Source organism: Pandoraea sp. NE5, from assembly GCF_024363545.1.
Classification (GTDB): Bacteria; Pseudomonadota; Gammaproteobacteria; order Burkholderiales; family Burkholderiaceae; genus Pandoraea; species Pandoraea cepalis.
The window spans coordinates 3769455-3782299 of record NZ_AP025517.1; the positions used below are offsets into that span (position 1 = coordinate 3769455).

Below are 12845 nucleotides of genomic sequence, written 5' to 3' on the forward strand. Positions count from 1 at the left end.
CACTTCTTCCCGGAAAATCTCGCAAACGCTCGCTGAATAAGGCGGAGCGGGGGCTGGGAGTCCTCGCTCGTATCAGGCGTGAATAGCTCGATCTGGCATCGTCGACAGCTTGATGCCCAGCGCATGCATGACGCGCAGTATCGTGGAGAAACGCGGCTGTGCGTTTGGGGCGAGTGCCTTGTAGAGACTCTCTCTGCCGAGCCCTGCCGCGGTTGCGACTTGCGTCATGCCTTTCGCTTTGGCAACGTCTGCAATCGCGGACAGAAAGATCGCCGGGTCATTTTCTTCGAGCGCGGCGTTGAGGTATTCGGCGATCATTTCGTCGCTGTCCAAATACTCGGAAGCATCAAAGCGTGTGATGTCGGCTTTACTCATTTCGATCACTCCTTCGTGGTGGTTTCCCACAGTGCCCTGGCCCGCGCGATATCGCCTGGCTGAGTCGACTTATTCCCTCCGCACAAAAGCAGGTAAGTGATCTCACCCGCTTGCCCGTAATACACGCGGTATCCCGGACCAAAGTCGATTCTCATTTCCCAAAGCCCAGCCCCAAGCGATTTCGAATCGCCAAAGTTGCCGAACTCTGCGCGCTTAAATCCCGATGCAAGACCAGAAGCTTAGAAAGTGCCAACGCCGCTGAGGTTACTGGCGAGCAAATGGTAGCGGGTCTGGTGCCCGCTTCGCCTCCCCTGCCACGTCCACCGCCCACCTCGGGGAGCTCAGGCGATGACCGGCTGCTCCGCGGCAGCCTGCTCGCGCATGCGACGAGCTTCGTCGCGCAGGAACTGCTGGTAATCGTCCAGATCGCCGTCGAAGGGCTCGACGCCGCCCTTGGTGACCAGCCAGAACTCATCACACACGGCGCGCAGGAGCGCCCGGTCGTGACTGACCAGCATCACCGTACCCTCGAATTCGTTGAGCGCCACGGCGAGCGCTTCGCGTGTGGCCAAGTCGAGGTGGTTGGTCGGCTCGTCCAGCAGCAGCAGGTTGGGGCGCTGCCACACGATCATGCACAACACAAGCCGCGCTTTTTCACCGCCGCTCATCGTGCTGACCACCTGATGGACCATGTCACCACTGAAGTTGAAGGTGCCGAGGAAGGTCCGAAGCGATTGTTCTGTGCCACTCTGGCCCGGGGCGCGCATGTGCGTCGGTGTGTCCCTGGCAAGGCGAATCATGTGTTCCATCGGCGTGTCGAGCGGACGCAGCACGTCGAGTTCCTGCTGTGCGAAGTAGCCGATGTTCAGGCCCTTGCCTTCGCTGATCTCTCCGTCAATCGGCGCCAGCGCGTGCGCCACCGTCTTCACCAATGTGGACTTGCCTTGGCCATTGGCGCCAAGAATCCCGATGCGCTGCCCCGCCAGCACCGAACGGTTGATGCCCCGCACGATGACCGTGGGCGGCGTGCCCGGCAGCGCGCCGGTCGGCGCGGGGTAGCCAAAGCTTGCGTCCAGCATCGACAACAGCGGGTTCGGGACGTTGAGAGGTTCCTTGAACTCGAAGTTGAACTCGGCATCGGCAAGCACCGGTGCGATCTTCTCCATCCGTTCGAGCGCCTTGACCCGGCTCTGCGCCTGTTTCGCCTTCGAGGCCTGAGCCTTGAAACGGTCGATGAATTTCTGTAGGTGGGCCATCTTCTCCACCTGCTTGGCCATCGCGGCCTGCTGCAACACGAGCTGCTCAGCGCGCATGTCTTCGAACTTGCTGTAGTTGCCGCCATAACGCACCAGCTTGGCGTTGTCGACGTGCACCGTCACCTGCGTCACTGCATCGAGGAATTCGCGGTCGTGGCTGATCACGACAAGGGTTCCCTGATAGCGCTTGAGCCACGCTTCCAGCCAGACCAGCGCGTCGAGGTCGAGGTGATTGGTCGGCTCGTCGAGCAGCAGAAGGTCGGATGGGCACATGAGCGCGCGCGCCAACTGCAGTCGCATGCGCCAGCCGCCGGAGAAACTGCTGACCGGCTGGCTAAGCTGCGCCGCACTGAAGCCCAGACCCAGGATCAGCGCTTGGGCACGTGCGGAGGCATCGTGCGCCCCGGCGTCGTGCAGGCTCATGTAGGCGTGCGCCATGCGCATGCCGTCGTCGCTGGCCTCGGCGGCGGCCACTTCTGCCTGCGCGGCCAGCAGCACGGTGTCACCCTCGACAACGAAGTCGGTCGCGCCCTGCTCGGTCTCCGGCATCTCCTGCGCGACCTGGCCCATCTTCCACGTAGTGGGAATCGAGAACTCCCCGCTGTCTTCATGCAGCGTGCCGTTGAGAAGACCGAAGAAGGAGGACTTGCCGGCACCATTGCGGCCAACGAGGCCAATTTTTTCGCCGGGGGCGAAGGTGACGGACGCGCGGTCGAGTACGACATTGGCGCCGCGGCGCAGCGTGAGATTACGGACGGAAATCATAAGGGGCTACTTCAGGGAGGACTGGCATGATAGCCGACCGGACGTGCAGGGCGTCGATTTTCTGATCCGCTTGCGCTTTGCTTAGCGAGCGAAATAGTGGGGAATGACAGCGCTTGGCCAAACCCGGAAGGTCGTCATCAGAATCTCCCAGGCATTTAAGAGGGCTCCATTCGCTCAAGTGTTTAGGTCCCGTCAAATCCCGAGGTGGTTCGCGTTCGACGCCCCTCGCGTCGCAACAACGCTGCTTCCGCGCGGCATTTGAGGGCTGCCCGGGTCTTGCTGGGGGAAGTCCAGCCAGCACCGCCAAGTGACGCCCCGGATACCCTGCCAAGCATCGGAAATCTGCGTTTGTGCTATTCTTGAACTATTCATGAATTATTTAATTTGCCGCGAAATGGGGGGCATATGGCTGATGAGCTGCTTCGTGTGGACGAGATGCGTCGTCTGCTGCGGCATGAGCCACGGACGGCGCAAGACATCATGTCGGCGTTGTCCATCAGCCAACCGACGCTATCGCGAACGATTCGGGGAGCCTCCGAAGTATTCACGAGCTTCAGGGTTTCCGGTGAAAGAACGCCAAAGTATGGCCTGTTAAGGCAGCTTCCAGGGGGGCTCAATCCGCGACAAACGGTATATCGCGTGTTGACCGACGGGGCGATCGAGCCGTTTGCTGGCGTCGAGTTCTTCAGTGGTGGCACCACCCTGGAAGTCTCCGGTCACGCAAACACGCTGTACGACGGTTTGCCGCCATACATGGCGTTTGTTTCCCCCTCGGGATTTCTCGGTAGAGAAGTCGCTCGGACGGCGGCGCTGGAAATGCACTTTCCGGAGAGCCTTAGAGACTGGCGCGACGAACATCGCATCGCCTACCTTTTTATGCGAGGACTGAACCTGCCCGGGAATCTGGTGTACGGGGACACGTCCTTGCAGAAGGAGATGGAGTTTCGTCAGCTTCTGCCAATCCCGTCCGAGCAAAAAACAGAGCAGTACGACGGCATGGCCAACCAGCTCAAAGACGCCGCGTTTGGGTCGAGTGCTGGCGGAGAACAGCCAAAGTTTCTCGCACTCACCGAAGACGCAGGGCATGTGATCGTTAAGTTTGCCAGGCGGGGGAGTCGCATGGCCGACCTCCTTTCGTTGGAGCAACTGGCGTCGCAATCGCTTCGCGTCGCCTCGGTGCCGGCCGCGGAGTCGACGATCATCGCTTCGGATGATTATGTTTTTCTGGAGGTGCGGCGCTTTGATCGTGTGGGGCGCCATGGTCGTATCGGGATGCTGTCCGCAGGGGCGGTCGACGACGAGTATTTCGGGAAGCGCGACACATGGTCGGAATTTGCGGCGCGCTGCGAGCAGGCGCGATACCTCTCCGAGAACGATGCATCGACGATTCACGTCATGGCAGCGTTCAGCGAACTTATCGGGAACGGAGATAGGCACTTCGAGAATATTTCAGTGCTTTTGGACGAGCGCGGGAGGTTCGATCGCGTGGCCCCGGCGTATGACATTCTGCCAATGCGTTATGCGTCATTGGGGGGAGGCGTGGATCCCGATCTTTTGCCGATCACCCCGAAAGTCGGCACTATCGGCGCAAGGCCGTTCGTGTGGGGCAGGGCGATCGAGGCAGCCAACGCATTTTGGGCAAGTGTTGCGCAAAGCGATTCCCCGTTGATTTCTCGCGAGTTCAAAGCGCTTGCGCTAATCAATCTGCAGGTGGCGCAGGACTTCATCGCGCCATTGGTGCCTGGCGGGCGCAATGCCAACAGGTAACGTCGCTTTGAATCCCCTAGGGGAAGGGGACAGTTACGTGTCAGATTCTCGTTGCCACCGCGCGATTCATGTATCGCCACTTGCGGCCGCGGGCGACAACCGGGTACAGGTCTGGTAATATACGTTTCATAGCCATTTCGTATATAAAGGTCCCCAACATGGGTATCGTCAAGATATCGGAGCAAATGCACGCGGCGTTGCGAAACACCAGCGGCGCGCTCAGCCGCTCGATCAACGCGCAAGCCGAGCACTGGCTGCGCGTCGGCATGCTCGCCGAACTCAATCCCACGCTGAGCTACGGCGACATCTGCCGCAAGCTCATCGAATCCGATGGCGTCCAGACCGGTGAGGTCGAGGTCGCCGCTTCCCCAACATCCGGTGCCCCCGTCACCGTATTCAACAAGGTGGCGTAATGGTGCGCGAACGCGTTGTCATCCGATCCCAAGAAGAAATTGCGCTGTCGCGTCGCGCAGGCGACATGGCCGCGCAGGTGCTTGCGATGATTGCCGAGCACGTCAAGCCCGGCGTCACGACCGATGCGCTCGACCGCCTCTGTCATGATTTCATCGTGGACGAACTGAAGGCGATTCCCGCCAATATCGGCTATCACGGCTATCCGAAGACCGTGTGTGCGTCAGTGAATCACGTCGTCTGTCACGGCATTCCCGGTGAAAAGACGCTGCATGACGGCGATATCGTGAACATCGACGTCGCCCTCATCAAGGACGGCTGGTTCGGCGACACGAGCCGCATGTATTACGCCGGCAAGCCGAGCATTCTTGCCAAGCGTCTGGTCGATACGACCTTCGAGGCGATGCTCGCAGGCATCCGGGCCGTGCGTCCGGGTGCAACGCTGGGTGACGTCGGCTACGCGATCCAGACGGTGGCGCATCGCGAAGGCTTCAGCATCGTGCGCGACTATTGTGGGCACGGCATCGGCACGACCTATCACGACGATCCCCAAGTGCTGCACTACGGGCGTCCGGGTACGGGGCTTACGCTGCGCCCCGGGATGATCTTCACCATCGAACCGATGGTCAATGCCGGCAAGCCGGACACGAAGCAACTGGCGGATGGCTGGACAGTCGTGACGCGCGACCGTTCGTTGTCTGCCCAGTGGGAGCACATGGTGGCCGTGACGGAGACTGGTTTCGAGGTGCTCACGCAATGGCCCGACGGCCTTGGCGAGTACGCTCGCTTCGGCACGCTCGACGGCAGCGCGGCAACCGCCAACGCCGCCTGACAACGGATGGCAGCGGCTGGGGCGCGCTGTGCGCGCCTCAGACGTCGTCCGGTGCGTCGTCGAGCGTCAGCAGTTGATTGGCGAAGCGACGGTACAGCCATGCGGCGCTCCCCGTGGAGACCGCGATCCATGCCACCGACATCACCGTTTGAAGCACTAGCGTGCCGAGCGCTACCGACTTGGCGGCCGGCGCGACGCGCAGCAATACGGTGAACAGGGCCGTCGCGACAATGCCCGCAATCATCAACGGCAACACCGTCCCTATCGTTGTGCCGAACATCGTCCAGAAGTGCCCGCGCGAATCCTGCCAAGCGGCGCGCCAGCGCTTGCTGCGTCCCGCGCCAATCTGCGCAAAGATCAGCGATACGCGCGTCAGCACGTAGAGCACCGTACAAATCAACAGCACGCAAAACGTGGCAAGCCCGGCATACGAATTGCCGTGTCCCGTCGCCCGCAGCGCCAGCATCGCACCGACGCCGACGATCAGCCAAACCGTAGCGAAGCCGACGAAGACCTGGGTCGATGTCCAGAGATAGCGCCAGAGATCGCGCCCATACCACCGGCCTTGCCGTGCGGCGTCGGGGCCGAGAATCGTGTAGCGAAAGACATGGATGACGAGCACGGAGAACGCGACCACGTTCACGAAAAAGACGCCGAACGACATGAGCGCAATGCGCAGACGGTAGAGGGCGGGTTCGCCGACTTGCGATGCGGTCCGTGCGAGCTGATCGAGCGAAACGCTAAGTCCAGACGTCACGAGGAACACGACGGCAATCGCCAGGCATAGCCATGGCCGTTGGCGCAACGCGTTGAAGCCGTCGCGCCATGCCCCCTTGAAACATTGTTTGAACGTGATCGGTTCCATGCTCTCCCTTGAGCGAATTTCGCTTCGTTAAACGAAGCACTGCGGCGTCGGTACGTCACGCTGCCGCCATTCTTGCAGATCGGCTCAGGACTGACAATTGCACGCAGGGAGGAGGGGGCCGGCGGCGCCAGCACCACGACGGGCGTCGGATCAGGGTGGGGCGGAGGAAGCTACGCCTGCGCTGCTTGATGCGCATCGCAGGCGTTTGATGCTCAGTGCTCAGTGCTCAGTACCTGGCGCCTGGCGTTTCACGCGGCCATGACCTTGCGAAGCACTTCGGCGTGCGTGACAACGCCCACGAGCCGGGCGGCTTCGTCGAGCACGGGCAAGGTGCCGTGACGTTGCGTCATCAGCAGCGGCACCAACTCCGAGAGCGGCATGCCGGCCGTCGCCGACGGTGGCTGCGCTTGCATGACGTCGCGAACCGCCGGGCGCTGCCCCGTGCCGATAGACATGCCAAAGCGCGGCCAATGCTGACGGCGCGCACGGCGCGTGTGAAGGTCGTGGCGCGTGATCAATCCAATGACGCGGGCGTCGCCGTCGACGACCGGCAGGGCCTCCAGCCCGTGGCGCTGCAACAGACGCCACGCCGCCGGCGCTTCGTCGTGCGCCTGAACCTTCGCCAGCGGCGGCGTCATGACATCGGCACAGGTCAACTCGCGGGCGCGGCGCGCATAGGCCTCGCGCTGGGTGTCGCGGAGCAGGCTGGCGAGATCGTCAGCGGAAATGTCGAGCAGTTCGCTGCGGCGAGCCAGCGCCTTCTCGGCGTCGGCCGTCGTGACCGGTATGGCGGACGCGTTGACCGGACGCACCGTGGCCTGCGCACGCATGGCGTGCGGGTAACGATGGCCGGTGAGCGCGTGATAGCCGATGGCCGCGCTGAGCAGGACCACCGACTGGACGGCAATCGGCTCGAGGACGAAACCGTATCCAAGGGCGTGGACAGCCGGGCCGCCGAGCACGGCGGTCAATGCCACGGCACCCGACGGCGGGTGCACACAGCGCAGCGTAAACATCAACGCGATAGACACGCCGACCGCCGTGGCCGCCGCGGCGATCGGCGACGGAATGTATATTGCGCACGTCACCCCGACGATGGCGGCGACCAGATTGCCGCCGAGTATCGACCAGGGCTGGGCCAGAGGACTGGCCGGCACCCCGAAGAGCAACACGGCGGACGCGCCCATCGGCGCAACGAGCCAGGGGATATACGTCGCGGGGCCGAGCATCCACAGCATCAGGCCGCCGGTCAGTGCAATCCCGCACAGCGCACCAAAGCCCGCGCGAAGCCGTTCGCGCCAGTGAACGGCCACCACGGCAGGCAGGAAACCTGCCAGCCAATCCCTCACGTCGCGTCGTGTCATTGCCATGTCGTCCCGCTCCACCATCTGCACCCGTTTAGGGCGGCGTGTTGATATTTTGTGCATGATATATCGTATATCGATGGATTGGGAGAGTATGAGCGCGAGATTTTAATGCTGCGCCGCAGCGAAATCTCGGACAGGAACCGGTTGACACTGAAGCGGCGCACCAAAATCAGGAAAACGAGACGCGAAAGGCGTGAACCTTGCCGGCAGGGGAAGCGGGGGCACTTTCCGGCGGATGGGCAGACGCGAGACGTGTGCGTTCATCCGGTGTGCGCCCGTAAAAAAAGCCCGGGCATGCCGAACGTCGATTGACGCAGGGCAGGCACCGGGCAAGCAGGGACGCAGGGAAGAAACTTTGACGCAGATGAAATCTATCGGGCGGCTACCGTGGCGTTGGCAGCGGAAGTCGCCGCCGTCGGGCCGTTGGCCGGCCCGTTGGGCGCCCCCGGTGTTGTCGACGTCGCTGGGGCATCGGCCACTGGCGCGTCACCCCAGCCGCCGCCGAGGGCGCGGATCAGGTTGACGGTCGAGACCGCGTTCGCGCCGGCGAGTTGGACCGCACTGCGCCGCGCCTGGAGCACCGTACGTTCCGCATCGATGACATCGAGATAGGCAATCGAGCCTTCCTGATACTGCATGCGCGAGAGTTGTGCGGCACGGTTGGACGCTGTCACCGCCTCGTTCTGCGCCCGCGTCTGCGCGGCAAGCAAGCGGAGGTTGGACAGGTTGTCCTCGACTTCCTGGAACGCGACGAGGACTTGCTGGCGATAGTTCGCGACGTCTTCCTCGTAGCGCGCCCGCGCCCGCGATAGATTGCCGCTGCGCGCGCCGCCATCGAAGATCGGCATCGAGAGCAGTCCGCCCACCACCGGTCCGAGCAGGAAGGTACGGCTCGACCAGTTGAACAGGTCGCCCAGCGTGGCCGCTTCGAAGCCACCCGCGCCAGTCAGTGACAGCGACGGGAAGAACGCGGCTTTCGCCACCCCGATGCGCGCATTGGCGGCTGCCATGGCACGTTCGGCCGCCGCGATATCCGGACGCCGTTCGAGCAAGGCAGACGGCAGACCCGCCGGGATGTGCACGGCGACCGGCGTGAGCGGCGACGGCGCGAACGTGAACTGCGCGGGCGCCTTGCCGAGCAGAATCGCGAGGCTGTGTTCCGAGGCTGCCCGCAGACGCGCGACCGCCAGCGCGTCGGATTGCGCCGTGGCCAGCTCGGCCTTGGCGCGCGCCACGTCCAGCTCGTCGATATCGCCTTCGGCAAAGCGTCGCTGTACCAGCTTGAGCGCTGCTTCGCGCAGCGTCACCGTTTGCGTGTAGAGCGCCTGTTCCGCGTCGAGTTCGCGCAGACTGAAGTAGTTCTGCGCGACATCGGCTTGCAGCGCAAGCTGCACCGAACGGTAGAGCGCTTCGCTCTGCTCGGCGTCCGCGCGGGCCGCGGCCACGTTATCCGACACGCGTCCGAATAAATCGACTTCATAGCCAACGCTCGCTTGTGCGCGCCACAGGGTGTAAGGCGCGATGTTCGTGCCGTCGGGCTGCATCTGCGAGGCGGGCGAGAGCTTCTGCCGCGTGGGGCCGAACCCGGCGTCGAGCGTCGGGAACAGCGCCGCACGGGCCTGACGCTGCACCCCTCGCGCTTCCTGCACGCGGGCGGCGGCCGCCTTCAGGTTCTGGTTGGCCGCCAGCGCATCATCCTCGAGCGTGTTCAGCGTGGCGTCGCCAAATACCTTCCACCATTGGCCGCGCGCCATTGCTTCGGCAGGCTCGGCAGGCTTCCACGTCCCGGCTTCACCCGCCGGGAGCGACGCTTCCTTGAATGCCGTCGGCGTCCCCTTGTCGGTCACCGTCGGCACTTCGTACGTGGGGGCCATCGAGCAGCCCGCCACCACCAGCAGGGCCCCGAGCAGGCTCGAGATACCCAGACTTCGTTTGATCCATTGCGATTGCATGATTGGCATCCTTCAGACTTCGGCCTTGACGTTGGCGGGCATGGTCGATGCGTGAGCGCTGTGCAGCGGCTTCTTGCCCGCCAGCGTGCGCAGCAACACGTAGAACACCGGCGTCATCATCAGACCGAAGCCGGTCACGCCGATCATGCCGAAGAACACGGCAACCCCCATTGCGTGACGCATTTCCGAGCCGGCGCCGGTCGATGTCACCAACGGCACCACCCCCATGATGAACGCGATCGACGTCATCAGAATCGGTCGCAGACGCAGGCGGCTTGCCTCGATCGCGGCGGCCACGGGACTGCGGCCTTGCATTTCCAGCTCTCGTGCGAACTCCACGATCAGGATCGCGTTCTTCGCGGAGAGCCCCACCAGCACCATCAGACCGATCTGCGTGAAGATGTTGTTATCTCCTCCGGTCAGCCACACGCCGAACAGCGCGGACAGAATGCTCATCGGCACGATCATGATGACGGCGAGCGGCAGCGTCAGGCTTTCGTACTGTGCGGCGAGCACCAGGAACACCAGCAGCACCGAGATCGGGAACACCCACAGCGCTGAGTTGCCCGCGAGAATCTGCTGATACGTCAGGTCCGTCCATTCGAACTTCACCCCGCGCGGCAGCGTCTCGGCCGCAATGCGCTCCACGGCAGCCTGCGCCTGACCCGACGAATACCCGGGGGCCGGGCCGCCGTTCACGTCGGCGGCGGTGTAGCCGTTGTAACGCACCACCATTTCCGGGCCGAACGTTGGCGACACTTTCACCAGTGACGAGAGCGGCACCATGTCGCCATGGCTGTTGCGCGTCTTGAGCAGTCCGATGTCATCGGCATGGGCGCGGAACGGCGCATCGGCCTGGACACGCACCTGATACACGCGCCCGAACTTGTTGAAGTCGTTTACGTACAGCGAGCCGAGGTAGATCTGCATGGTGTCGAACACGTCGGTGATCGGCACACCCAACTGCTTGGCTTTCACGCGGTCGAGATCCACGTTCAACTGCGGCACGTTGATCTGATACGACGAGAACGTCGGGCCCAGTTCCTTCGTTTGCGAGGCCTTCTTGATGAACGCCTGCGTGGCGTCGTTCAAGGCGGCGTAGCCGAGCGCACCGCGATCTTCGATTTGCAGCTTGAAGCCGCCCAGCGTTCCCAGACCCAGCACCGGCGGGGGCGGGAAGACGGCGATGAACGAGTCCTTCATCTTCGAATACGCGCCGTTGAGCTGCCCGGCGATGGCTGCCGCCGAGAGCGTCTTGTCGTGACGCTCGGCGAACGGCTTGAGCGTGACGAATACGATGCCGGCCGACGACGAGTTGGTAAATCCATTGACCGACAACCCGGGGAAGGCCACGGCGCTCTGCACGCCCGGCGTTTTCAAGGCAACGTCGGTCATGTCGCGAATCACCTTTTCGGTACGATCGAGCGACGCGCCGTTCGGCAACTGGGCGAACGCGACCAGATACTCCTTGTCCTGCGCCGGCACGAAGCCGCTCGGCACGACCTTGCTCATCAGCATCGTGGCGCCGAGCAGGACGGCGAAGATCGCCATCATGATCGCCTTGCGCCCGATCACGCGCGTCACACCTTGACCGTACTTCTCCGAGCCGCGATGGAACACGCGGTTGAACGCGTTGAAGAAGCCCCCCAGGTATCGGTTCATCTGCCGCGTAAGCCAGTCGGGCTTGGCGTGATGGTCCTTGAGCAGCAGCGCGGCCATGGCCGGCGACAGCGTGAGCGAGTTGAAGGCCGAGATCACCGTCGAGATGGCGATGGTCATCGCGAACTGCTTGTAGAACTGGCCCGTGAGGCCCGACATGAAAGCGAGCGGCACGAACACGGCCACCAGCGTGAGCGCGATCGCGATAATCGGACCGCTCACTTCGCGCATGGCCTGATACGTCGCCTCCTTGGGCGAGAGCCCGGCCGCAATGTTGCGCTCCACGTTCTCGACCACCACGATGGCGTCGTCCACGACGATACCGATGGCGAGCACCATCCCGAACAGCGACAACGCGTTGATCGAATAGCCGAAGCCGAGCAGCAGGGCGAACGTCCCCACAATCGATACCGGCACGGCGAGCAGCGGAATGATCGACGCGCGCCACGTCTGCAGGAACACGATCACCACCAGCACCACGAGGGCGATGGCTTCGAGCAGCGTGTGCACCACGGCCTTGATCGACGAACGCACGAACTGCGTCGGGTCATAGACGATGCGGTATTCGACGCCCGGAGGCATGTCCTTTTGCAGCTCCGCCATCGCTTCGCGTACTTGATCGGAGATCTGCAGCGAGTTCGCCCCCGGCGACTGGTTGATCGCCAACGCCACCGCCGGCTGGTTGTCGAGCAACGAGCGCAGGCTGTATTGCGAAGCGTCGAGCTGCACGCGGGCCACGTCGCCCAGGTGCGTGACGGCACCGTCCGGCGAGGTCTTCAGGATGATGTCGCGGAACTCGTCTTCCGTGTTCAACCGGCCACGCGCGTTGACATTGAGCTGCAACGGCGTGTCTGGACCGGCCGGCGATGCGCCGATGACACCCGCCGCGACCTGTACGTTCTGTTCGCGAATGGCCTTCACCACATCAGAGGCGGTCAGGCCCCGTTGGGCCACCTTCGCCGGATCGAGCCACACCCGCATCGAGTAATCGCCCGCGCCCCACAACTGCACTTCCCCCACGCCCTTGATGCGCGAGAGGCGATCCTTGACGTTGATGAGCGCGTAGTTGCGCAGATAGGTCATATCGTAGCGCTGGTTCGGCGAGAGCAAGTGCACCACCATCGTGAGCGTGGGCGAGGACTTGATCGTCGTCACACCCAGACGCTGAACGTCGTCCGGCAGACGCGGCAGCGCTTGCGAGACACGGTTCTGCACGAGCTGCTGGGCCTTGTCCGGGTCGGTGCCCAGGCGGAAGGTCACGGTCGTGGTGAGATTGCCGTCGCTGTTGGCCTGCGACTGCATGTAAAGCATGTTCTCCACGCCGTTGATCTGCTCTTCGAGCGGCGCGGCAACGGTCTCGGCGATCACCTTCGGGTTGGCGCCGGGGTATTGGGCATGTACCACGACCGACGGCGGAACCACTTCCGGGTACTCCGAGATCGGCAACTGGAACACGGCGATCAGGCCGGCCAGCAGCGTGATGACCGAGAGCACCCCCGCGAAGATGGGCCGGTCGATAAAAAATTTTGAGATGTTCATGACGAGACTCTTGGGGGTCGTTCAGGACGCGGTTCGTGCGTGCGCAGGCGTGCCTGG

Annotated in this window: 9 protein-coding genes and 1 pseudogene; 3 read left to right on the forward strand and 7 right to left on the reverse strand. The window is 63.2% G+C overall.

Annotated features, from left to right (window positions below; translation table 11 throughout):
- Window positions 1-72 precede the first annotated feature (72 nt).
- The 3 genes and pseudogenes from PanNE5_RS17230 to PanNE5_RS17240 form a co-directional block, all read right to left on the reverse strand.
- Entirely contained in the window at window positions 73-375 is a 303-nt protein-coding gene (locus tag PanNE5_RS17230) for an addiction module antidote protein (RefSeq protein ID WP_150562912.1), read from the reverse strand.
- 5 nt (window positions 376-380) lie between these two features.
- Window positions 381-533: pseudogene (locus PanNE5_RS17235) on the reverse strand (type II toxin-antitoxin system RelE/ParE family toxin); the annotation flags it as partial.
- A 183-nt stretch (window positions 534-716) separates the two neighbouring features.
- Complete coding sequence (locus PanNE5_RS17240) at window positions 717-2396, reverse strand: ABC-F family ATP-binding cassette domain-containing protein (protein ID WP_017234090.1); 1680 nt, start codon at window positions 2394-2396, stop codon at window positions 717-719.
- A gap of 405 nt (window positions 2397-2801) precedes the next feature.
- On the opposite strand from PanNE5_RS17240, the gene PanNE5_RS17245 reads away from it, so the two are divergent.
- The 3 genes from PanNE5_RS17245 to map all read left to right on the forward strand — a co-directional run bounded on the left by PanNE5_RS17245 (window position 2802) and on the right by map (window position 5406).
- The gene (locus PanNE5_RS17245) at window positions 2802-4163 is read left to right on the forward strand and encodes a HipA domain-containing protein (protein ID WP_150562914.1); all 1362 of its coding nucleotides are present in this window, start codon (window positions 2802-2804) and stop codon (window positions 4161-4163) included.
- Between the two features lie 158 nt (window positions 4164-4321).
- Window positions 4322-4576: a ParD-like family protein gene (locus PanNE5_RS17250; protein WP_026131976.1), complete on the forward strand. Its 255-nt coding sequence runs from the start codon at window positions 4322-4324 to the stop codon at window positions 4574-4576.
- Complete coding sequence (map, locus tag PanNE5_RS17255) at window positions 4576-5406, forward strand: type I methionyl aminopeptidase (protein WP_017234093.1); 831 nt, start codon at window positions 4576-4578, stop codon at window positions 5404-5406. The genes PanNE5_RS17250 and map overlap by 1 nt, the downstream gene beginning before the upstream one ends.
- 37 nt (window positions 5407-5443) lie before the next feature.
- Here the strand turns inward: map and PanNE5_RS17260 are convergent, their stop codons facing one another.
- The 4 genes from PanNE5_RS17260 to PanNE5_RS17275 form a co-directional block, all read right to left on the reverse strand.
- The gene (locus PanNE5_RS17260; protein ID WP_261938464.1) at window positions 5444-6271 is read right to left on the reverse strand and encodes a hypothetical protein; all 828 of its coding nucleotides are present in this window, start codon (window positions 6269-6271) and stop codon (window positions 5444-5446) included.
- Between the two features lie 248 nt (window positions 6272-6519).
- Window positions 6520-7635: an HPP family protein gene (locus tag PanNE5_RS17265; protein WP_026131977.1), complete on the reverse strand. Its 1116-nt coding sequence runs from the start codon at window positions 7633-7635 to the stop codon at window positions 6520-6522.
- 374 nt (window positions 7636-8009) lie between these two features.
- Window positions 8010-9590 (reverse strand): efflux transporter outer membrane subunit, encoded by a 1581-nt coding sequence (locus PanNE5_RS17270; protein WP_261938465.1) that lies wholly within the window; start codon window positions 9588-9590, stop codon window positions 8010-8012.
- A gap of 12 nt (window positions 9591-9602) precedes the next feature.
- Window positions 9603-12788, reverse strand: a complete 3186-nt coding sequence (locus PanNE5_RS17275; protein ID WP_017234097.1) for an efflux RND transporter permease subunit — start codon at window positions 12786-12788, stop codon at window positions 9603-9605.
- Between the last annotated feature and the right edge of the window lie 57 nt (window positions 12789-12845).

Excerpts from the sequence above, each read along its gene's own strand:
- PanNE5_RS17230 (WP_150562912.1), bottom strand. The coding sequence starts at position 375 with ATGAGTAAAGCCGACATCACACGCTTTGATGCTTCCGAGTATTTGGAC.
- PanNE5_RS17240 (WP_017234090.1), bottom strand. The coding sequence starts at position 2,396 with ATGATTTCCGTCCGTAATCTCACGCTGCGCCGCGGCGCCAATGTCGTA.
- PanNE5_RS17245 (WP_150562914.1), top strand. The coding sequence starts at position 2,802 with ATGGCTGATGAGCTGCTTCGTGTGGACGAGATGCGTCGTCTGCTGCGG.
- PanNE5_RS17250 (WP_026131976.1), top strand. The coding sequence starts at position 4,322 with ATGGGTATCGTCAAGATATCGGAGCAAATGCACGCGGCGTTGCGAAAC.
- map (WP_017234093.1), top strand. The coding sequence starts at position 4,576 with ATGGTGCGCGAACGCGTTGTCATCCGATCCCAAGAAGAAATTGCGCTG.
- PanNE5_RS17260 (WP_261938464.1), bottom strand. The coding sequence starts at position 6,271 with ATGGAACCGATCACGTTCAAACAATGTTTCAAGGGGGCATGGCGCGAC.
- PanNE5_RS17265 (WP_026131977.1), bottom strand. The coding sequence starts at position 7,635 with ATGACACGACGCGACGTGAGGGATTGGCTGGCAGGTTTCCTGCCTGCC.
- PanNE5_RS17270 (WP_261938465.1), bottom strand. The coding sequence starts at position 9,590 with ATGCAATCGCAATGGATCAAACGAAGTCTGGGTATCTCGAGCCTGCTC.
- PanNE5_RS17275 (WP_017234097.1), bottom strand. The coding sequence starts at position 12,788 with ATGAACATCTCAAAATTTTTTATCGACCGGCCCATCTTCGCGGGGGTG.